The organism is Streptomyces sp. NPDC091649 (genome assembly GCF_044756785.1).
Taxonomy (GTDB): Bacteria; Actinomycetota; Actinomycetes; order Streptomycetales; family Streptomycetaceae; genus Streptomyces.
The window spans coordinates 127,332-146,606 of sequence record NZ_JBIVTR010000004.1 but is presented as its reverse complement, the minus strand read 5'-3'; the positions used below and the strand labels follow the sequence as shown (position 1 = coordinate 146,606).

Annotated in this window: 19 protein-coding genes and 1 pseudogene; 7 read left to right on the top strand and 13 right to left on the bottom strand. The window is 72.3% G+C overall.

Going from position 1 to position 19,275, the window contains the following annotated elements:
• The first annotated feature begins 20 nt into the window (after window positions 1–20).
• The 5 genes from ACIQMU_RS10370 to ACIQMU_RS10350 all read left to right on the top strand — a co-directional run bounded on the left by ACIQMU_RS10370 (window position 21) and on the right by ACIQMU_RS10350 (window position 6,225).
• The gene (locus tag ACIQMU_RS10370) at window positions 21–2,009 is read left to right on the top strand and encodes an acetyl/propionyl/methylcrotonyl-CoA carboxylase subunit alpha (RefSeq protein WP_402688751.1); all 1,989 of its coding nucleotides are present in this window, start codon (window positions 21–23) and stop codon (window positions 2,007–2,009) included.
• Window positions 2,006–3,178: an acyl-CoA dehydrogenase gene (locus ACIQMU_RS10365; RefSeq protein WP_352243905.1), complete on the top strand. Its 1,173-nt coding sequence runs from the start codon at window positions 2,006–2,008 to the stop codon at window positions 3,176–3,178. Before ACIQMU_RS10370 ends, ACIQMU_RS10365 begins: the two co-directional genes overlap by 4 nt.
• Before the next feature lie 133 nt (window positions 3,179–3,311).
• A complete protein-coding gene (locus ACIQMU_RS10360) occupies window positions 3,312–4,895 on the top strand; it encodes a 4-coumarate--CoA ligase family protein (RefSeq protein WP_402688642.1) in 1,584 nt (527 codons plus the stop codon).
• 5 nt (window positions 4,896–4,900) lie between these two features.
• A complete protein-coding gene (locus tag ACIQMU_RS10355; protein WP_352243907.1) occupies window positions 4,901–5,626 on the top strand; it encodes an enoyl-CoA hydratase family protein in 726 nt (241 codons plus the stop codon).
• Window positions 5,614–6,225, top strand: coding sequence for a TetR/AcrR family transcriptional regulator (locus ACIQMU_RS10350; RefSeq protein ID WP_352243908.1), 612 nt, complete (start codon window positions 5,614–5,616; stop codon window positions 6,223–6,225). Before ACIQMU_RS10355 ends, ACIQMU_RS10350 begins: the two co-directional genes overlap by 13 nt.
• Window positions 6,226–6,408: 183 nt before the next feature.
• Here the strand turns inward: ACIQMU_RS10350 and ACIQMU_RS10345 are convergent, their stop codons facing one another.
• From ACIQMU_RS10345 to ACIQMU_RS10300, 10 genes and pseudogenes are all read right to left on the bottom strand, one after another.
• Window positions 6,409–7,638 carry a serine hydrolase domain-containing protein gene (locus ACIQMU_RS10345; RefSeq protein WP_402688641.1) on the bottom strand — a complete coding sequence of 410 codons (1,230 nt, stop codon included), beginning with the start codon at window positions 7,636–7,638 and terminating at the stop codon, window positions 6,409–6,411.
• Between the two features lie 244 nt (window positions 7,639–7,882).
• Window positions 7,883–8,179 carry a hypothetical protein gene (locus ACIQMU_RS10340; RefSeq protein WP_402688640.1) on the bottom strand — a complete coding sequence of 99 codons (297 nt, stop codon included), beginning with the start codon at window positions 8,177–8,179 and terminating at the stop codon, window positions 7,883–7,885.
• Between the two features lie 314 nt (window positions 8,180–8,493).
• On the bottom strand, window positions 8,494–8,877 hold the full coding sequence (locus ACIQMU_RS10335) for a VOC family protein (RefSeq protein WP_402688639.1): 384 nt from the start codon (window positions 8,875–8,877) through the stop codon (window positions 8,494–8,496).
• Window positions 8,878–8,935: 58 nt separating this feature from the next.
• Window positions 8,936–9,109: a hypothetical protein gene (locus tag ACIQMU_RS10330; protein WP_352243912.1), complete on the bottom strand. Its 174-nt coding sequence runs from the start codon at window positions 9,107–9,109 to the stop codon at window positions 8,936–8,938.
• 191 nt (window positions 9,110–9,300) lie between these two features.
• Entirely contained in the window at window positions 9,301–9,492 is a 192-nt protein-coding gene (locus ACIQMU_RS10325; protein WP_352243913.1) for a hypothetical protein, read from the bottom strand.
• 59 nt (window positions 9,493–9,551) lie between these two features.
• Window positions 9,552–11,081, bottom strand: a complete 1,530-nt coding sequence (locus ACIQMU_RS10320) for a carboxylesterase/lipase family protein (protein WP_402688750.1) — start codon at window positions 11,079–11,081, stop codon at window positions 9,552–9,554.
• Between the two features lie 339 nt (window positions 11,082–11,420).
• Window positions 11,421–11,769, bottom strand: a pseudogene (locus ACIQMU_RS10315) (MarR family transcriptional regulator); the annotation flags it as partial.
• Window positions 11,770–12,264: 495 nt separating this feature from the next.
• Entirely contained in the window at window positions 12,265–13,386 is a 1,122-nt protein-coding gene (locus ACIQMU_RS10310; RefSeq protein WP_352243914.1) for an NADAR family protein, read from the bottom strand.
• Complete coding sequence (locus tag ACIQMU_RS10305) at window positions 13,383–13,544, bottom strand: WhiB family transcriptional regulator (protein ID WP_402688638.1); 162 nt, start codon at window positions 13,542–13,544, stop codon at window positions 13,383–13,385. Before ACIQMU_RS10305 ends, ACIQMU_RS10310 begins: the two co-directional genes overlap by 4 nt.
• Window positions 13,545–13,610: 66 nt before the next feature.
• A complete protein-coding gene (locus ACIQMU_RS10300) occupies window positions 13,611–14,786 on the bottom strand; it encodes an alanine--tRNA ligase-related protein (RefSeq protein WP_402688637.1) in 1,176 nt (391 codons plus the stop codon).
• 317 nt (window positions 14,787–15,103) lie between these two features.
• Between ACIQMU_RS10300 and ACIQMU_RS10295 the strand changes: the two genes are divergently transcribed.
• Entirely contained in the window at window positions 15,104–15,757 is a 654-nt protein-coding gene (locus ACIQMU_RS10295; RefSeq protein WP_402688636.1) for a GNAT family N-acetyltransferase, read from the top strand.
• 58 nt (window positions 15,758–15,815) lie between these two features.
• Here ACIQMU_RS10295 and ACIQMU_RS10290 read toward each other — a convergent pair whose 3' ends face one another.
• Together ACIQMU_RS10290 and ACIQMU_RS10285 are read right to left on the bottom strand one after the other, a co-directional pair.
• The gene (locus ACIQMU_RS10290) at window positions 15,816–16,544 is read right to left on the bottom strand and encodes a uridine kinase (RefSeq protein WP_402688635.1); all 729 of its coding nucleotides are present in this window, start codon (window positions 16,542–16,544) and stop codon (window positions 15,816–15,818) included.
• Window positions 16,531–17,166 carry a helix-turn-helix domain-containing protein gene (locus tag ACIQMU_RS10285; RefSeq protein ID WP_402688634.1) on the bottom strand — a complete coding sequence of 212 codons (636 nt, stop codon included), beginning with the start codon at window positions 17,164–17,166 and terminating at the stop codon, window positions 16,531–16,533. Before ACIQMU_RS10285 ends, ACIQMU_RS10290 begins: the two co-directional genes overlap by 14 nt.
• 120 nt (window positions 17,167–17,286) lie before the next feature.
• On the opposite strand from ACIQMU_RS10285, the gene ACIQMU_RS10280 reads away from it, so the two are divergent.
• A complete protein-coding gene (locus ACIQMU_RS10280; RefSeq protein WP_352242949.1) occupies window positions 17,287–17,964 on the top strand; it encodes a methyltransferase domain-containing protein in 678 nt (225 codons plus the stop codon).
• Window positions 17,965–18,022: 58 nt separating this feature from the next.
• Here ACIQMU_RS10280 and ACIQMU_RS10275 read toward each other — a convergent pair whose 3' ends face one another.
• Entirely contained in the window at window positions 18,023–19,126 is a 1,104-nt protein-coding gene (locus tag ACIQMU_RS10275; RefSeq protein ID WP_352242948.1) for a citrate synthase 2, read from the bottom strand.
• Window positions 19,127–19,275: the final 149 nt, after the last annotated feature.

Sequence of the window (19,275 nt, the reverse complement as noted above, 5' to 3'; positions counted from 1 at the left end):
CCACCGACCGCAGGGCCCCGATGATCACCGCACTTCTCGTCGCCAACCGGGGCGAGATCGCCTGCCGGATCTTCCGCACCTGCCGTGACCTGGGCATCACCACGGTCGCCGTGTACTCCGACGCGGACGCCGACGCCCTGCACGTACGGGAGGCGGACCTCGCCGTACGGCTGCCGGGCACGGCCCCCGCCGACACCTATCTGCGCGGAGACCTCGTCGTGGCCGCCGCCCTGGCCGCCGGGGCGGACGCCGTGCACCCCGGATACGGCTTCCTCTCCGAGAACGCCGCCTTCGCCGCCGCCGTCCAGGACGCCGGTCTGGTGTGGGTGGGCCCGCCGGTGAAGGCCATCGAGCTGATGGCGTCCAAGACCCGGGCCAAGGAGCTGATGGCCGGGGCCGGCGTCCCGCTGCTGGACCCCGTGGACCCGGCGACGGCCGGGGAGGGCGACCTGCCGCTGCTGCTGAAGGCGGCGGCGGGCGGCGGCGGCCGGGGGATGCGCATCGTCCGGGAACTCGACGCGCTGCCCGGCGAGCTGCTGGCCGCCGCCGCCGAGGCGGCGTCGGCCTTCGGGGACGGCGAGGTCTTCGCCGAGCCGTACGTCGAGCGCGGCCGGCACGTCGAAGTCCAGGTGCTGGCGGACGGGCACGACACCGTGTGGGCGCTGGGCACCCGGGACTGCTCGCTCCAGCGCCGCCACCAGAAGGTCATCGAGGAGGCCCCGGCCCCCGGCCTGGACGAGGCCCTGCGCGCCCGGCTCCACGAGGCGGCGACCGCCGCCGCACGGGCGGTCGGCTACCGGGGCGCGGGAACCGTGGAGTTCCTCGTGTCCGCCGGCGGGCAGCCGTACTTCCTGGAGATGAACACCCGCCTCCAGGTCGAACACCCGGTGACGGAGGCCGTGTTCGGGCTCGACCTGGTCGCCCTGCAACTGCGTGTGGCGGAGGGCGGGCCGCTGCCCGCGCCCCGCCCCCCGGAGCCGTCCGGCCACGCGGTCGAGGCCCGGCTCTACGCCGAGGACCCGGCCCGCGACTGGCAGCCGCAGACCGGCGCACTGCACGCGCTGGAGGTTCCGGACGCGCCGGGCCTGCGCCTGGACAGCGGGTACACCGGCGGCGACACCGTCGGCGTGCACTACGACCCGATGCTCGCCAAGGTGATCGCCCACGCCCCGACCCGCGCCGAGGCCGTCCGGCTGCTGGCCCGCGCACTGGAGAGGGCCCGGATCCACGGCCCGGTCACCAACCGCGACCTGCTCGTACGGTCGCTGCGCCACCCGGACTTCGCGGCGGCCCGCCTGGACACCGGGTTCTACGACCGGCACCTGGCGGACCTGACCGCCCCGGCGCCCGGGCGGGACCCCGCACCGGCCGCCCTCGCCGCCGCCCTGGCGGCAGCCGTCCGCACCACCGCATCCGGCGGCCCGGCCCCCACCCGCTTCGGGGCCTGGCGCAACGTGCCCTCGGGGCCGCAGCTCAAGCGCTACCGGAGCGAACCCGACGGGACCGAGCACGAGGTCGCCTACCGCACCCCGCGCTCCGGCGTCCCGGAACCGCGACAGCAGCCGGGCCTGCGGGTCGTCACCGCCACCGCCGACCGGGTCACCTGCGAAATCAACGGTGTGGCCCGCCACTTCGAGGTCGTCTGCCACCGCGACCGGGTGTACGTGGACACCGCCGACGCCTCGTACACGTTCACCGTGCTCCCCCGCTTCACCGACCCGGCCGCCCAGACCGAACCGGGTTCCCTGCTCGCCCCGATGCCCGGGACCGTCGTCCGGCTCGCGGAGGGCCTGGCCGCCGGGTGCCGGGTCGAGGCCGGGCAGCCGCTGATCTGGCTGGAGGCGATGAAGATGGAGCACCGCATCCTCGCCCCCGCCACCGGCGCCCTCACCGCCCTGCACGCCGCCCCCGGCCACCAGGTCGAGGTCGGCGCACTGCTCGCCGTGGTCCAGGAGGACCCGGGCACCGCCCCCGTACCGACCGCCCCCGTACCGGAGGAGACCGCATGAGCACCGTCCTCGAAACCGAAGAGCACCAGGCCCTGCGCGCCGCCGTCGCCGCCCTCGGGAAGCGCTACGGGCGCGACTACATGACCACCGTCGTCCGCGACGGCTCCCACACCGACGCGCTGTGGGCGGAGGCCGCCGAGCTCGGCTACCTCGGAGTGAACCTCCCCGAGGAGTACGGCGGCGGAGGCGGCGGCATGGCCGAACTCTCCATCGTGCTGGAGGAGCTGGGCGCGGCCGGCTCGCCCCTCCTCATGATGATCGTGTCGCCCGCGATCTGCGGCACGGTCATCGCCCGCTTCGGCACGGACGCGCAGAAACGGACGTGGCTGCCGGGCCTCGCCGACGGAAGCCTCACCATGGCCTTCGGCATCACCGAGCCCGACGCCGGCTCCAACTCCCACCGCATCACCACCACCGCCCGCCGCGACGGCAGTGGCCCGGACGCCGACTGGCTGCTCACCGGCCGCAAGGTCTTCGTGTCCGGCGTCGACATAGCCGACGCCACGCTGATCGTCGGCCGCACCGAGGACGCCCGCTCGGGGAAGCTGAAGCCCTGCCTGTTCATCGTCCCGCGCGACGCCGAGGGCTTCGGCCGGAACCAGATCGACATGGAACTCCACGCACCCGAGAAGCAGTTCGAGCTGGTCCTCGACGACGTACGCCTGCCGGCCGACGCGCTCGTCGGCGACGAGGACGCGGGCCTCCTCCAGCTCTTCGCGGGACTCAACCCCGAGCGGATCATGACGGCCGCGTTCGGCATCGGGATGGGCCGCTTCGCCCTCGGCAGGGCCGTGGAGTACGCCCGTACCCGGCAGGTGTGGAAGGCTCCGATCGGCTCCCACCAGGCGATCGCGCACCCCCTGGCCACCGCGCACATCGACCTGGAGCTGTCGCGCCTGATGATGCAGAAAGCGGCCCGGCTGTACGACGACGGCGACGACATCGGGGCGGGCGAGGCGGCGAACATGGCGAAGTACGCGGCGGGCGAGGCGTGCGTGAAGGCGGTCGACCAGGCCGTGCACACCCTCGGCGGCAACGGACTGACCCGCGAGTACGGCCTCGCCTCCCTGATCACGGCGTCCCGGGTGGCCCGGATCGCCCCCGTCAGCCGCGAGATGATCCTGAACTACGTCTCGCACCAGACGCTGGGCCTGCCGAAGTCGTACTGAGCCTTTCCCGATCCGCTTCCGTCCGACCCCTCCCCATCCCTCCCCCACAGGGGCGATTCTGACCCTCCACACCCGCACGGCGTCCCGCGCCTCCTCCGGGCGGCGCGGGCAGCCGCGACGACAGGGGACCGCCATGGTGTTCCGCAGCGAGTACGCAGACGTACCGGCCCTCGACACACCCATCCACGAAGCGGTCCTCGGCGAGGCCGCCCGGCTCGGAGACACCGTCGCCCTGATCGACGGGACGAACGGCGCCTCCCTCACGTACACCCAGCTCGACGGATTCCACCGGCGCATCGCCGCCGCCCTGGCCGAGGCCGGCCTCCGCAAGGGCGACGTCCTCGCCCTCCACAGCCCGAACACCATCGCCTACCCGGCGGTCTTCTACGGGGCCACCCGCGCCGGCGCCTCCGTCACCACGATCCACCCCCTGGCCACGCCCGAGGAGTTCGCCAAACAGCTCGCCGACAGCGGGGCGAAGTGGATCGTCACGGTCTCCCCGCTCCTGGCGACCGCCTGCAGGGCCGCCGAACTGACCGGCGGGGTACGCGAGATCTACGTCTGCGACCAGGCGGAGGGCCACACCTCCATCCTGGACATGCTGTCCTGCACCGCACCCGAGCCGGAGATCGCCATCGACCCCGGCGAGGACGTCGCGGCCCTCCCGTACAGCTCCGGCACGACGGGAACGCCCAAGGGCGTGATGCTGACGCACCGCTCGATCGCTACCAACCTGGAGCAGCTGAGGCCGTTCATCCCGATGGGAGAGGGCGACCGCGTCCTAGCCGTCCTCCCCTTCTTCCACATCTACGGGCTGACGGCCCTGATGAACGCCCCGCTCCGCTGCGGCGCGACGGTCGTCGTCCTGCCCCGCTTCGACCTGGCCCAGTTCCTGGAGGCCATCCAGACGCACCGCATCACCGGCCTGTACGTGGCTCCGCCGATCGTGCTGGCCCTCGCGAAGCACCCGCTGGTGGGGGAGTACGACCTCTCCTCGCTCCAGTACATCGTCAGCGCCGCCGCCCCGCTCGACGCCGGCCTGGCCGCCGCCTGTTCGGCCCGCCTCGGGCTGCCGCCGGTGCGGCAGGCGTACGGGATGACGGAGCTGTCGCCCGGCACGCACGTGGTGCCGCTCTCCGCCGAGCGGCCGCCGCCGGGCACCGTCGGCAAGCTGCTGCCGGGCACCGAGATGCGCATCGTGTCCCTGGAGGACCCGGCGAAGGACGCGGAGCCCGCGACGGACGGCGAGATCCTCATCCGGGGCCCCCAGGTGATGAAGGGCTACCTGGGCCGACCCGACGCCACCGCCGACATGATCGACGCGGCGGGCTGGGTCCACACGGGCGACATCGGCCGGGTGGACGCGGACGGCTGGCTGTTCGTCGTCGACCGGGTCAAGGAACTGATCAAGTACAAGGGATACCAGGTGGCCCCCGCCGAGCTGGAGGCACTGCTGCTGACCCACGCGCACCTCGCGGACGCGGCGGTGATCGGAGTGCCCGACGCGGAGGGCAACGAGGTCCCCAAGGCGTTCCTGGTCCGGGGCCCGGCCGGCGCGGACCTCACCACCGACGACGTCATGGCGTTCGTCGCCGAGCGGGTGTCCCCGTACAAGAAGGTGCGGCAGGCCGAGTTCATCGAGGCGGTGCCCCGGGCGGTGTCCGGCAAGATCCTCCGGCGCGAGCTGCGCGACCGGGAGAAGGCGGAGGAGAAGTGACCCCGATGACCACGCGGCAGGACCGGGGCGTCGCCACGCTGACGCTCGACTCCCCGGCGAACCGCAACGCGCTCTCGGCGGAGCTGGTCGGCGAACTGCGCGCGTCGCTGGCGCGGTGCGCCGCCGACACCACCGTACGGGCGGTCCTGCTCACCCACACCGGCACGACGTTCTGCGCCGGGGCGGACCTGACGGCGCCGCCGGACCCGGAGGCGTTCGTGGCCCTCATGCGGGAGATCGCGGCACTGCCGAAACCCGTCGTGGCCCGGGTGGAGGGCCACGTCCGGGCGGGTGGCCTGGGCCTGCTGGCGGCGTGCGACATCGCCGTGGCGGGCCCGTCGTCGACCTTCGCGCTGACGGAGTCCCGCCTGGGCCTGGCCCCGGCGGTCATCTCCCTCACCCTGCTCGCCCGCCTGGACCGCACGGCGGCGCACCGCTACTACCTCACGGGCGAGCGCTTCGACGCGGCGGAGGCGGCCCGTATCGGCCTGGTGACGCTGGCCGCCGAGGACGTGGACCAGGCGCTCGTACCGGTCCTGGACGGCCTGCGCCGGGCCTCGCCCCAGGGGCTGGCCGCGTCGAAGGAGCTGGTCACGGCTACGGTGCTGAGGAACTTCGACCAGTACGCCGAAGACCTCATCGCCCGATCCGCCGCGTTGTTCGCCTCCGACGAGGCGAGGGAGGGGATGACGGCCTTCCTCGAACGACGGGAACCGGCATGGGTGCGGTGACACCTCCTTCCAGCACGCCCAAGTCTCCGACCGCACCCAAACAGGACCGCAGCCGGGCCACCCGGCAGCGCCTCCTGGAGGCCGCCGTCGCCTGCCTGGCCGACCACGGCTGGGCAGGCTCCACCGTCTCCGTCGTCGCCGAACGCGCCGGCGTCTCGCGCGGCGCGGCCCAGCACCACTTCCCCACCCGCGAGGACCTGTTCACCGGGGCGGTGGAGTACGTCGCCGAGGAACGCTCCGCCGCCCTGCGGGCACTGCCCGTCCAGGGCCGCGCCGAGGTGGTCGCGGCCCTGGTCGACCTCTACACCGGCCCCCTGTTCCGGGCCGCCCTCCAGCTCTGGGTCGCCGCCTCCAACGAGGTCCAGCTCCGCCCGCGCGTCACCGAACTGGAGGCGCGGGTGGGCCGCGAGACCCACCGCATCGCCGTCGAGCTCCTGGGCGCCGACGAGTCCCGCCCCGGCGTCCGCGAAACGGTTCAGGGCCTCCTGGACATGGCCCGCGGCCTCGGCCTCGCCAACCTCCTCACCGACGACACCGCCCGGCGGGCGCGGGTGGTGGCGCAGTGGGCGGCGCTGGTGGAGGAGGGGCTGGGGCGATGAGGCGGAGCCGCCAGGGGCAAGGGGCGGGAGCCGCGACGTCCGGGGCGCCCGGGCTCCCTCTCACCCCTGCCGGGACGGGCGTCGCCCGGTGGTAGTACATCCGCCACGCCGTCCCGTCGGGCCGCCGGCGCCACAGCGAGCTGCGGCGGGCCCGGTTGCCGCCGATGACGGTCTCCCCTGACCTCAGGGAGTGCCGGGCCCCCGGGAGGCGCTGCCGTCGTAGACGTGGTCCGGGGTGGCGATCTGCGTGACCGCGCGGGCGAGCAGGGTGGACGGCTCCTGGCCTCCGCTGAGGGAGTCCGTGTTGATCATGATGACCATGGTGGCCTTCTGCGCGGGCAGGTAGACGGTCACGGTCTCGTACCCCGGCAGGGAACCGTTGTGCCCGATCCACCCGTCGGCATCGAAGATTCCGAGGCCGTAGCTGAGCCCCGGGAACCCGGTCGGCTGGGTCTTGAGCCGCTGCGCCTGCGTCTCGGGGCTCAGCAGCTCCCCGGTGGCGACGACCTTGGCCCAGCGGCGCAGGTCGTGCAGATCGGAGATCATCGCGCCTGCCGCCCACGCCCAGCTGGGGTTCCAGTCCGTGGCGTCCTCGGTCTCGCCGCTCAGCGTCTGGTCGGTGTAGCCGTGTGCGTGCGGCTCGGGGAACTCGGCCCCGGTCGGGAAGAGCGTGTTGTGCAGGCGGGCGGGGCGGAGCACCCGCTCGTGGATGACGCGGTCGAGGCTCTGACCGGTGACCTTCTCGATCACCAGGCCGAGCAGGACGAGGTTGGAGTTGGAGTACTGGAACTCCGCGCCCGGCTTGAAGGTGTTCTTGTGCTTCATGCCGTACGCGAGCACACCGCGCGGGGTGAACGAGCGGTACGGGTCGCTCAGCAGGTCGTGCACGAAGTCGGCGTCGGCGGTGTACGGGAACAGGCCGCTGCGCATCCCGGCGAGCTGGCGGAGCGTGATCCGGTCGCCGTTGCGTACCCCGGGGACGTAGGCGGAGATCGGGTCGTCCAGCTTGACGCGCTTGTCGTCGACGAGTTCGAGCAGCGCGGTGACCGTGAAGGTCTTGGTCTCACTGCCGATCCGGATACGGGTGTCGGCCGACATCGGCTCGCGGGTGACCGTGTCGGCGACGCCGCTCGCGTGGACGTAGCTGCCCTTCCCCGGCATCCACAGCCCGACGACGGCACCGGGAATGCCGGCCTGCTCGCGGACGTCCTCGATGGTCCCGTCCAGCTTGGCGGTCAGCGCGGGGTCGAGACCGCCCGGAGGACAGTCGTCCTCGCCGTGCCGGTCGTGACTGCCGTGCTGATCGGGGCCCGCGGCGTGGACCGCCGGGGCGGGAGCCACGGCCATCGGGGCCAGGACGGACGCCGCGAGCAGCATCGCGGCGAACAGTCGTCGGGTGGGGGAGCGTCGCATGTGGGTGTGCCTCTTCCGGGCCGGGAGGGAGGGGAGCGGAGCGGACGGCAACGACACCATCCGCCCTCCGGCCTCCGCGCCGCATCCCGGCCGCGCCCCGGCAAGTCCACTCGTTCGGAGCCGCGCGACTCCGGAGTGCTCGGGGCCCTCACCGGCCGGGACGGGCCTCGCCTGGTGGTAGGACATCCGCCACGACGTCGTCCCCCCGGGCCGCCCGCCCCAGTGAACTCCGGCGGGCTGCGCATCACGGTCGCCTTCCGGCCGGATCCGCTTGGCAGCGGATCCGGATCGGCACGTGGGCAGGACGCGTTCGCACCCGGTACGAGCGGACCGCGATGCTCAGGGCCATGCCATAAACGGCGAAGGCGACCATCCCGACCCAGCCGACCAGCAGCGCGTCACCCGAGGTGGGGAAGTCGCCGCGCCCCATCGTCACGACGCCGGTCGTGGCCAGGGCCAGGTATCCGCCCCCCACGACGCCGTACGGGGCGAGCGTGGCAGCGCCGAGCAGAGCCGGGGTGAGCGGAAGCCAGCGCGGCACCCGCCGGACGCCCAGACCAGCTTCATCGCCGCGTACGGGACAAAGGCCAGTGTCCCTGCCCAGGCGGCGAGTTGGACGAGGCGCGGTGCGGCGGACGGGGCTCGTACGGCAGCACCGCCCACAGCATCGTCGCCCAGGGCGCCCAGTGAGGCCATCGCCGCCACCAGGAGCTCCAGAGCGCCTTCGTCGTCCGTTCAGTACCGGTCGTGTTCTGAACGTCGCTTCGACCGGGGTGCGGTGCGTCGGCCGCCGGAACGGTCTCCCTCCCCCGCTGGGTAGGCGCCCCTGGTGCCGAGGTATGACCTACGTGCGCGTCAGGAGGACATGGCGGCTCGGTCGGACTCACTGCGCAGAACGCAGAATTCGTTGCCTTCGGGATCAGCGAGGATCGCCCAGCCCGAACCATCGGGACTCCGGTGATCAGCGACGAACGTGGCACCGAGGCCCAGCAGGCGCTCCACCTCCTGATCGCGCGAGGTCTCGGGGCGCAGACACAGATGGAGCCTGTTCTTGATCGTCTTCGCCTCGGGCACCTGATTGAAGTGCAGCACCGGGCCCTCCGCCAGCAGCACCTGAGTCTCCCGGTCGCCCGGCCTGTCCTCCGGGTGCAGCGGACGGCCTGTCGCACCGCTCCAGAACCGCGCCAGCTCATAGGCATCCGCACAGTCGATCGCCATGTTCTGCACTATCGAAACCATGCGCGCCAGCCTTCCTGATCTCCACGCCGAACGCCACGGGGTTGCGGCGCGCGCGTCCTCACCGCAACTGCCGGAACCAGTGCAGTACTTCCACCGTGCCCCGCACATTCGACCCCGGATGCCGCGATCCCTGGAAGTCGACCGCCCCCGGGTCCACCACTTTCGCCCCGACTTCATTGCCCCGCAGGGACGCCGCAGGCTCCGCGTCCATGCCGAGGTAGCCGGGCGCCACGGCGGCGAACCCGGCCGAGGCGTAGGTGACGGGCGGCCCGGCAAGGAAGGTGCCGCGCTGATCGCTGACGCGGTGTTCCTGCCCGACCGCGTCTGGGTCGCGGCCGGAAGGCCGGCCCGGCGGGCACTCGGACGTAGGGACGAGGCGCAGCCCGAACCGGCGGGGGCCCCGGAGACCTCCGGGGCGCCGGGCTACGCGGGGATGCCGCGAGGCGCGGTGCCGAAGCAGGGCAGCCCCGCGTCACCCGTGCGCGACCGTCCCTGGAGCGCGGGACCGTACCCCTGGAGGCGGTCCAGCCCCTGCCGCACGACGCCACCCGGGCCGCGGCCCTGAGACGCCGCGGACGCGGGCAGCGTGCCGGCCACGGCCAGGGCGGCAGCCATCGGAGCAGCTCATCGTGGCGGCTACGGGCGTAGGTTCCTCCCGGTGGGACAGGCCGTGGTCAGGTGCCACTGATGACGGCATCGCGCAGGTTCTGCCAGAGGCGACGCTCGTCCGGTGACGGGTCCTTGAGCACGGTGGGCGTACCCTCGCCCAGGCGCATGACGGACCGGAGTCCGGAGTAGGCGGGCCAGGACGGCATCGCGCCCGGGACGGAAGGGCCCGGGCGGCCGGTCCGGGCGAAGGAGATCCATGCCTCGCGCATCTGGTCGGAAAGATGCTGCGGGGCGTCGGGGCCGGCGTGTGGGTCGTCGAGGTTACCGAAAACGAAGCCGATTTCGGCCATGTGGCACGCGCCCAGGACGCCGTCCAGAGCGGGCGAGGGGCGCGCGAACTCGTACACGTAGGTGTCCGCGCCGTGGACGGCACGGGCCTCGGCCACCCGTAGGGCCGGGATCCGGTAGGCGTGGTCGGTCATGGCCGCGGACAGCAGATCGCCGGGTGTCGCGCCGGGGTGGGCGGCCGCGTAGACGCTGCGAGCCCTGTCGGCGTCGAGACCGAGACCGGCCAGGAAACCGTGCAGGACTTCGTCCGTGATGCGCGGGGCGATCCCCAGCGGGACGAGGAAGAGGCGGAACTCGTCGCTGGTCGTGCCGGTGAGCAGGTCGATCTCACGGCCGATCCCGCCGGAGAGGGCGTCGATCGAGCGCTCGGGGAGCGTGGCTCCGTCCACGACGGGCAGCACGGTGGTGCCGCCGCCCGCGGATTCGCCCCACTGCCCGGGATCGGCAGCCTGTGCGATCTCCCGGCCCAAAGCGTCGTTGGCGGCGATGAGCCGCTGGGGCGGCAAGGCGGCCAGACTCTCGCGGGTCGGCTCGGCACCGGCGAGAGCGGCCAGCCGCTCGGTGAGGCGCCGGGCGACTCCCTCGGGATGGGTGTGATGTCCGGCGCCGCTCTGCGTGATCGCACGGTGGAACAGCCCGCGGGCCCGCGGCATGGTCATGAGCGCGGTGATGCTGATGGCCCCTGCGGACTGGCCGAAGACGGTGACGTTGTCCGGGTCGCCACCGAAACCGGCGATGTTGTCCCGAACCCATTCCAGCGCGGCAATCTGGTCCAGCAGACCGAGGTTGGAGGTGCCATCGGGCAGCAGCAGGAATCCTTCCGCACCCAGCCGGTAGTTGAGTGTGACGCACACGACACCGTCGGCGGCGAGCCGCGCACCGTCATAGGTGGCAAGGGAACCGGAACCGTTACGGAAGGCACCTCCGTGGATCCAGACCATGACCGGGAGCCGCCCCTGGCTGCGGCTCGGCGCAGGCGTCCACACGTTGAGATTGAGACAGTCCTCGCCCGGGTTGACGGCTTCTTCCAGCAACCCGGCCATAACCGGCAGGTATCCGGGCTGTGGTGCTGAAGGCCCGGGGACGAGCGCGTCGCGCACTCCTGTCCACGGCTGCGGTGCCTCAGGGGGCCGCAACCGTCGCGGTCCGAACGGTGGCGCCGCGTACCGGATGCCTTTGAACACCGAGATCTTTCCCTCGAGTCGTCCGCGGACGTGGCCTGCCGTGGTGGGGATGGTGGTGTGCATGATTCCTCGCAAAACTGCCGATCTTTCCCGACCATCCTCACGCCGGCTTCCCCAGGCGGACAACCTGTTTTCCCGCACCTGTCACACCTGTCGAAGGAGGATCCGACGCGGGTCGTGCGGCGGACCCTCCGGAGTGGACGCCGTGCTGCTGGCCGCCGCAGCCCTGACTGTCCTCCTCACCAGCCACGACCCGCACGGCGACCCCCACCGCCTTGCGCGCAAGACGGAACACCGACCTCTTGGACCGTGTCCTAGGGGGAGAGTCGGAGGAGGCGTTTGTAGCAGCAGAGCGGTGCGGCGAGTCCAAGGAACGCCAGGCAGTCGCGGAGTTGACGGTTCGGGTGGCCTTCTCGGTGGCGAGGTAGGTGTTCCACCACTCGTTGTCGCGGGCGGTGCGGGACCAGAAGGTGCGGAAGACCCAGCGGGTCTCGTCGCCCCCGCCGACGGAGCACCGTACGCGTCGCAGGTGCCCGGCGACGGACAGGGCTGGCAGGGCCGTGGAGATGGCCTGTTGCCCGTAGAGCGGGAGCTGCTTGGCGAGCTGCTTCACGCTCATCGCCGCACCCTCGGGCAGGTGGTCGACGAACCCGGCGACATACCGCTCGCGCGTCGGCAGCAGGGTGAAGTCGTGCGGTGCGCGGGGGTGTTGGCCGGGCGCGGTGCGTTTGCCGTAGCCGGGCTTGGCCATCGGGTACGGGGCGGAGCGTGCGGGCGCGGGCGGGGCGGAGCTAGGCTGCTGGGTAGCCACGGGATCGGCTTTCTAGGTGATCGATCTTGCGGTGAGACCCCGGCCTGGTGTGCAACCACCGCGTCGGGGTCGTTCGGTTCTCGAACCGAAGGCGCTCGAACCCCGGGTCCCGCATCCCGGCGCCCGAAGCCCGGGACCCGAGCTTCGGGCCGGAGCCCCACTCACGTACCCCCGGAGGAGTGAATCAGCTCTCCCGAAGCTCGGGTTCCGGGAAACGGGAATCGGGCCACGAGCTTCGAGAGGACGGAGCCACGGCCTGGTCGAGTTGGTGACGGTGTGGGTGGGCGCAGGCGTTCCGGAGGGAGTGCCTCGGCAACTCGGCTCACCAGTCGGTGGCGCCGTCCCGGAGGCACATCGGCCGGCCCCCCTCCAGAGCCTTCACCGCCGCATCCCGTCGCCGCCGCGTCCGTTCGCTGACCCGCGCCCGTGATCCGGTCAGAGACCGGAGAGCCCGGCTCTCCGCATATGGAGTTCGGAGCGGACGAGTTCGAGGAGACGACCCGCCCAGTTGCGTCCTCGGCCGCCGTTGTCGCCCCAGTAGATCGAGTCCACGTCGTCGTAGATCAGGGTGGCGTCGTCCGTCGCCAGCAGGATCTCGGCCAGCTCGGGATGCTGGTCGTATTTGGCACGCAGCAGCCCGGTCATGACGGCGGTGCGGACGTGGGCCCAGTCCTCGCGGCGCGTTGCCCCGGCCGCGAGCCGGCGTGCCGCGGAAGAGGTGTCCGCTGCGGCGATCGCGTCGTGGACCTCCGACTGAGTGACCGACAGAGCCCAGTAGGCGTGGGCGACGGAGGGGTAGGCGCTCTCCTTCACGGTGATCGGTGCGGGGTAGTCGTGGCGCAGGCCGAGCTGACCGGGGCGGGCCCGGGGCTCGTGCGCAGGGGAGTGGTGGAGCTGGACCGCCGGGCTGTGCGGAGCCGCCGGTCCGTCCGCGAGCACACGCGTGTCCCGCTCGGCCTTCCATCGGGCCCGGTCCTCGAAGTACGCGACGGCCCTGTCGTAGGAGTCCTGGGTGACCGGCGGGTCGGTCGGCTGGTACGTCGTGCCGCCGGGCCCTGCCACCAGCACGCGAAGCGGCCCGTCCTTGCTGTCCATGTCTCCCAGCGCGTAGCGGCGTTTCGTGGCCGGGATGGACAGGAAGGCGTCGCGGGCCGCTGTCCGGTTCTCCTCCGTCCGGTCGGCGAGGAAGACGTCCACGGCGGCCAGACACCGGCCGGTCGCATCGGGTCGGTCGTTCAGCCGGTCGATGGTGTCGCGGACCTCGGCGGCGAACAGCTCGGGGGTGAGCCCGGTCCGGGACTCGCTGAACTTCCAGCGGGCCAGACCGTGTGCGGACGCCTTGGCGCCGTCCGGGAACGTGGTGGCCACCCAGCCGGTCCGGAGCTTCTCCTCGAATTCCTCGACGGTCACCAGACCCCAGCAGTCGATGAGCCCGTCGGCGTAGATGAAGAGGTCGGTGAGGAAGTAGGAGCTTCCGTTGCGGATGAAGGCGTGGCGCCAGGTTCCGGGTATGCGGACGCCGTCCGCTGTGCGATGGGTGGTCCGTCTGCCGATCATGCGGCAATTGTGCCGCGTCGGTCGCGAGAGGTCGCCGGGCTTTTCGGATGCCCCCATACCCCCATGCCCCGCTGGGCGCGGAGCGCCCAGCGCTCAGCCTTCGGTGAGACAGGACATCCGGGGCAGCCCGCATCGCTCCGCGCCCGGTCGTCGCGCACGACCGGGCGCGGAGCGATGCGGGCTGCCCGTTCATTGCCGGGTGGGTGCGATGCGCTTGGCCTCCTCTATTCCGGGCGCAGGCTCGTGATCAGCTCGCGTGGCAGTCCATGGGTGTCGTGGAGGTAGTGGAAGTCCTCCTCGGTCAGCGGGCCTCGGAACCGGGGCTTGGCGAGTACCCCTCGGCCGCGTTCCAGGAGTTGGCCGAACCGGTGTTCCTCCTCGCGCAGCATCCGGAGCACGTCGTCCGGGCGCATGTCCTGCCGGAAGTGGTCCAGGGTGTGCCGGACCAGTTCCTCCGGCAGGTCTTCGATACCGCGCGAGGGGTCCTCCCGCCGGAGCACGGTGAGGACCCGTCGTAGCAGGCGGCGCAGCACGTAGCCCTGTCCTGTGCCGGCCGGGCGCACGCCGTCGCCGAGCAGCACGATGACCGAGCGCAGATGGTCGCAGACCAGGCGCAGCGAAGGTTCGTCCAGGGACCACAGGGCCGGCACGAGGCGGCGCCAGGGTTCGAAGACGTCGCACTCGAAGACGGACGACTTGCCCTGGAGCCGGGAGGCCAGCCGCTCCAGGCCGAGTCCGGTGTCGACGTTGCGCTGGGGGAGCGGTACGAGCGAGCCGTCGTCGAGCCGGCGATGGGTCATCGTCACGTGGTTCCACACCTCCACCCAGCGGTCGTCGCGCGTGGGTGTCGACCGAGGCGGGCCGTCACCGCTCCACAGGAAGATCTCCGAGTCGGGGCCGCACGGTCCGACAGGTCCGTCAGAACCGTTGGGCCACCAGTTGTCCTCCACGGTGAGTTCCACGGGGACGCCGAGGCCCTGCCACAGTCCGAGAGAAGCGGTGTCCGGCTCTGTCCGGCCGTCACCGGCGAAGGCGGTGGCGTGCAGCAGTCCGGGATCGATGCCCAGTCCCTCGGTGAGCAGCCCGTACCCCCAGTCGAGGCTCAGCGGGCCTTCGTAGTCGCCCAGCGACCAGGTGCCGAGCATCTCGAAGACGGTCAGGTGGGTGGCGTCCCCGACCTCGTCCAGGTCCGTGGTGCGCAGACAGCGCTGTACGTTCACGAGCCGCTTGCCCAGCGGGTGGGGGCGGCCCTCCAGGTACGGGGTGAGCGGGTGCATGCCGGAGGTGGTGAAGAGCACGGAGTCGCCGGGCGGTGGCAGCAGCGTCGATCCGGTGATCCGGCGGTGGCCGCGCTCTTCGTAGTACTCGACGAACGTGCTGACCAGCTGATCCGTATGCATGGGAGTGGCTCCTTCGCGTTGCTGCGGGGGAGGCACCGGAGAACGGGACCGTTCAGTCACCCGGCCGGGGCCAGAGGCTCCACGGCACTGCCGACGGACCGTTTCCGGTCGCCGGGGGGGAGAGGAAGTCAGGCGGCGGCAACCGGCGAGCTGGTCGCTCGCGCGGTCGCGGTGGTGCTTGGGCCGGTGACGTTCATGCGGGTGACCCTAGCGCGGCCCTGCCCGCCGGAGCACTCGGATTTATCGGCTGCTCCTTCTCGTCAAGGCTCCCCGGGTAATGTGCATTCGTGCTCTGCACTTATTACGGAGGGATTCGCGTGGACGCCGAAGCCGTACGTTCCTGGGTGGAGGGCTGGGCCGTCTCACGCGGAGCCGCGCCGCCGGTGTCCGAGCCCTGGGGCTTCACCGTCGACGTCGGGCTGTCCGGTCAGGTCACCCGGCACGTGCTGACGGATGCTGACGAGTCACTGGTCCGCGAACTGACGGAGACGGTCACCGTCCCGGACACCTGGCTCAAGCTCTTCCTGCCGCCGCGGACTGTTGCCTCGTGGGCGGCCCCCGGCTGGCGCCTCGATGACGACGGTTTCCTGATGTCGGCACTGCTGCGCACCGACGACGCAGTGGCCCCCGACGGCTACCGGGTGCGCACGTGGGCGCGGGGCGGCGTCACGCGGGTGCTCGTTCTGGCAGAGGACGGCGCGTTCGCCGCCCGTGGTCAGGTCGCCATGCCCGGCCCTGGGTGTACCGCCGTCTTCGACCAGGTCGAGACATCGCCGGCCCACCGTCGCAAGGGGCTCGGCAGCCTCGTGATGCGGACGCTTGAGAACGCCGCTGTTGCCTCGGGCTCCTCGTCCGCCGTGCTGGCCGCGACGGTCGAGGGGCGGGCGCTCTACGCGTCCCTGGGGTGGCGCACCCACAGCCCGCTGACCAGTCTGGTCCGCGATGTTCCGCCGCAGAGGCGGGAGATGTGAGCTGACGTTCGCGGGCCGGTGTCTCTTCCCGAACCCGGAAGAGACACCACGCGACACGTCATACCCCCATCAGCCGCGGCCGCGCGAAGTCCGTGTTGTCCACCACCGCGTCCATCCTCGGCAGCGGGTCCACCTCGTCGAGATACAGGCGCTCCGCCACCAGGTAGCGGTCGCGGTGGATCGCCTCCGCGTCCGAGCCCGCCCAGTCCTGGTCGCGTTCCGCGCCCCTGCTCACGGAGAGTTCGGCGTCCACGTCCATCCAGACGCGGAAGTCCCAGTACGCGTCGATCTCGGGGCGGAACGCGAAGACTCCGTCCACGATCAGCACCGAGTCCGGGGCGAGGGGGGTCGTGTCGGCCGCGTGGTTCTCCTGCGTCAGCGGATCGATGGAACACAGTGCGCAGGACGCCGCCTCCGGGGAGCGGGCGGGGTCCAGCAGGAGGCGCTTGGCCGCGTCGTAGTCGTACGCGTTGCGGTAGTAGCCTTCGCCCGACTCCCGGTCGTACAGGTGGCGGTCCTTCCACGGGTTCTTGAAGTCGTCCAGCGTGGCCCGGAGCACGGGGCGGCCCGACACCGCCAGGTGCGCGGCGAGTTCGTGGCCGAAGCTCGTCTTCCCCGCTGCCGTGAAGCCGTCGATGCCCACGAGCTGCCGGCCCGGGCCGAGGGCCAGGACGCGTTGTGCGAGTGCTTCGGTGAGGGCGCTGCGCTCGGCCGACGCCGGTGCGGGGCAGGGCTGTCGCCAGGTCGAGGGGGAGTGCCGTACGGATGCCGCGTCAGTGGGTCCCATCGGCTGATCCTCGCAAAGGCTCCTGGCGGGCCCGCAGGTGGGCCCGTTCGCCCTGGTGGCCGAAGAGGACCAGCAGTTCCACGGTCCGGTCGTCGTCGGGGCCGAGCCAGTGCGGCACGTGGGTGTCGAACTCGGCCGCCTCGCCGGGCTTCAGCACCAGCGTCCGTTCGCCCAGGATCAGCCGTAGCCGCCCGGCCAGCACGTACAGCCACTCGAAGCCCTCGTGGGTCCGCAAGGTCGGCTCGGTGTCCGGCCTCGGCGGGATCAGCAGCTTGTGGGCCTGGACCCCGCCGGGGCGGCTCAGCGGCACGTACGTGAGGCCGTCCCGGGTGACCGGGCGGATGTGGATGCGCGGGTCGCCCGTGCGGGGCGCGCCCACCAGTTCGTCCAGCGGCACCGCGTGGACCTCCGCCAGTGGCAGCAGCAGTTCCAGTGTGGGCTTGCGCGTGCCGCCCTCCAGGCGGGACAGGGTGCTCTCGTTGATGCCGGTCCGCTCGGCCAGCTCGGCCAGGGTCATCCCGTGCCTGCGGCGCAGCTCCCGCAGGCGGGGGCCCACCGCCGCCAGGACGCCGTCCTTCGTCGTCCTGGGGGTGTGTCCTGCCGCGTCTTCCCTGGCTGCCATGAGCACCAGGTTGCCGAAACAGCATGGGATCTTGCAAGGATGGCCGGGCGCGGCGCACCTTCGTCCTACCCAGCGGGGTGCTCACCCGAGCGGACCCCGCGGACAGCGAAGGGGACAGCCATGAGCAGCGACACCACCGGAGCCACCGACTCCGCCGCCTTCTGGGAGAACCACTACGCCGGCCTCGACGCGCAGTGGGGCACCCGCCCCAACGCCGTCCTCGCCGAGATCGTCGCCGCACTGGCCCCCGAGCCGGACGGCGGCGGCCGGGCGCTGGACCTCGGCTGCGGGCACGGCGGCGACGCGCTCTGGCTCGCCTCGCGCGGCTGGGACGTCACCGCGGTCGACGTCTCGGCGACCGCACTGGGCCGGGTCGCCGCCGGAGCCGACGCGGCCGGGCTGACCGACCGTGTCCACCCGAGCCGGCACGATCTGGCCCGGTCCTTCCCCGACGGGATGTTCGACCTGGTGGCCGCCAGCTACTTCCACACCCCTGTGGAGATCCCGCGCGAGCAGGTGCTCCGGCGCGCGGTCCGGGCCGTCGCCCCCGGTGGCCTCCTGGTGCTGGTCGAGCATGCCTCGCTCGCTCCCTGGTCCTGGCGGGACGGGCACGAGGACGTACGGTTCCCCGCCCCCGAGGACGTACTCGCGTCCCTGCGGCTCGGCGACGGATGGCGGACCGAGCGCTGCCACGCGCCCCGGCGGACCGCGACCGGTCCCGGCGGCGAGAGGGCCGTTGTGACCGACAATGTCATCGCCGTCCGCCGCGAGCCCGGCCGCGACCGCCGCCTCGGCTGAGGCCGCCGGGGGAGGCCCGCGGCCGAGGCCCCGCCCGGCGGCGCACCGGTCCGGAGCGTCAGCCCGCGACGATGTCCTCGTACCCCGTGATCTCGCGCGGGTCCCGCGTCCCCGGGCCGGTGTACGTCGCCGAGGGGCGCACCAGGCGGCCGGTGCGCTTCTGTTCCAGGATGTGCGCCGACCAGCCCGCCGTGCGGGCGCAGGTGAACATCGACGTGAACATGTGCGCCGGGACCTCCGCGAAGTCCAGCACGATCGCCGCCCAGAACTCCACGTTCGTCGCCAGCACCCGGTCCGGGCGGCGGTTGTGCAGCTCCTCCAGCGCGGCCTTCTCCAGCGCCTCCGCCACCTCGAAACGCGGGGCCGCCAGCTCGCGGGCGGTGCGGCGCAGGACGCGGGCGCGCGGGTCCTCGGCGCGGTAGACGCGGTGGCCGAAGCCCATCAGGCGCTCGCCCCGGTCCAGGGCCTGCTTCACGTACGCGCTCGCGTCGCCCGTGCGCTCGATCTCCTCGATCATGCCGAGGACCCGGGACGGGGCGCCGCCGTGCAGCGGGCCCGACATCGCACCCACCGCGCCGGACAGCGCCGCCGCGACGTCCGCCCCGGTCGAGGCGATGACCCGGGCGGTGAACGTGGAGGCGTTCATCCCGTGCTCGGCCGCCGACGTCCAGTACGCGTCGACCGCCTTCACGTGCTTGGGGTCCGGCTCGCCGCGCCAGCGGATCATGAACCGCTCCACCACGGACTGCGCCTTGTCGATCTCGCTCTGCGGCACCATCGGCAGCCCCTGGCCGCGTGCCGACTGGGCGACGTACGACAGGGCCATCACGGCCGCACGCGCCAGGTCGTCCCGGGCGGTCGCCTCGTCGATGTCCAGCAGCGGTTTCAGGCCCCATACGGGCGCCAGCATCGCCAGTGCCGACTGCACGTCGACCCGGATGTCGCCGGAGTGGACGGGGATCGGGAACGGCTCGGCGGGCGGCAGGCCGGGGCTGAACGCCCCGTCCACCAGCAGGCCCCACACGTTCCCGAACGAGACGTGGCCGACGAGATCCTCGATGTCGACCCCGCGGTAACGGAGCGACCCGCCCTCCTTGTCCGGTTCGGCGATCTCCGTTTCGAACGCGACGACTCCCTCAAGACCGGGTACGAAGTCGGACATCAGGCGGCTCCCTCAGTTCGGCGGGCGGCATGCTGTGATCGGCGGCCGGGGCGTACCTGGAGCAGGTGGGTGGAAGGCCGCGGCTGTACGAAGGCCACAGGGGCCTGCCCCAAGATATTGGCGGGTTCCCACGGAGCGGGGAAGCGTGA

What these genes read in the sequence shown, in the direction of transcription:
- ACIQMU_RS10370 (WP_402688751.1), top strand. Translation starts at nt 21, where the DNA reads ATGATCACCGCACTTCTCGTCGCCAACCGGGGCGAGATCGCCTGCCGG.
- ACIQMU_RS10365 (WP_352243905.1), top strand. Translation starts at nt 2,006, where the DNA reads ATGAGCACCGTCCTCGAAACCGAAGAGCACCAGGCCCTGCGCGCCGCC.
- ACIQMU_RS10360 (WP_402688642.1), top strand. Translation starts at nt 3,312, where the DNA reads ATGGTGTTCCGCAGCGAGTACGCAGACGTACCGGCCCTCGACACACCC.
- ACIQMU_RS10355 (WP_352243907.1), top strand. Translation starts at nt 4,901, where the DNA reads ATGACCACGCGGCAGGACCGGGGCGTCGCCACGCTGACGCTCGACTCC.
- ACIQMU_RS10350 (WP_352243908.1), top strand. Translation starts at nt 5,614, where the DNA reads ATGGGTGCGGTGACACCTCCTTCCAGCACGCCCAAGTCTCCGACCGCA.
- ACIQMU_RS10345 (WP_402688641.1), bottom strand. Translation starts at nt 7,638, where the DNA reads ATGCGACGCTCCCCCACCCGACGACTGTTCGCCGCGATGCTGCTCGCG.
- ACIQMU_RS10335 (WP_402688639.1), bottom strand. Translation starts at nt 8,877, where the DNA reads ATGGTTTCGATAGTGCAGAACATGGCGATCGACTGTGCGGATGCCTAT.
- ACIQMU_RS10325 (WP_352243913.1), bottom strand. Translation starts at nt 9,492, where the DNA reads ATGGCTGCCGCCCTGGCCGTGGCCGGCACGCTGCCCGCGTCCGCGGCG.
- ACIQMU_RS10320 (WP_402688750.1), bottom strand. Translation starts at nt 11,081, where the DNA reads ATGCACACCACCATCCCCACCACGGCAGGCCACGTCCGCGGACGACTC.
- ACIQMU_RS10310 (WP_352243914.1), bottom strand. Translation starts at nt 13,386, where the DNA reads ATGATCGGCAGACGGACCACCCATCGCACAGCGGACGGCGTCCGCATA.
- ACIQMU_RS10300 (WP_402688637.1), bottom strand. Translation starts at nt 14,786, where the DNA reads ATGCATACGGATCAGCTGGTCAGCACGTTCGTCGAGTACTACGAAGAG.
- ACIQMU_RS10290 (WP_402688635.1), bottom strand. Translation starts at nt 16,544, where the DNA reads ATGGGACCCACTGACGCGGCATCCGTACGGCACTCCCCCTCGACCTGG.
- ACIQMU_RS10285 (WP_402688634.1), bottom strand. Translation starts at nt 17,166, where the DNA reads ATGGCAGCCAGGGAAGACGCGGCAGGACACACCCCCAGGACGACGAAG.
- ACIQMU_RS10280 (WP_352242949.1), top strand. Translation starts at nt 17,287, where the DNA reads ATGAGCAGCGACACCACCGGAGCCACCGACTCCGCCGCCTTCTGGGAG.
- ACIQMU_RS10275 (WP_352242948.1), bottom strand. Translation starts at nt 19,126, where the DNA reads ATGTCCGACTTCGTACCCGGTCTTGAGGGAGTCGTCGCGTTCGAAACG.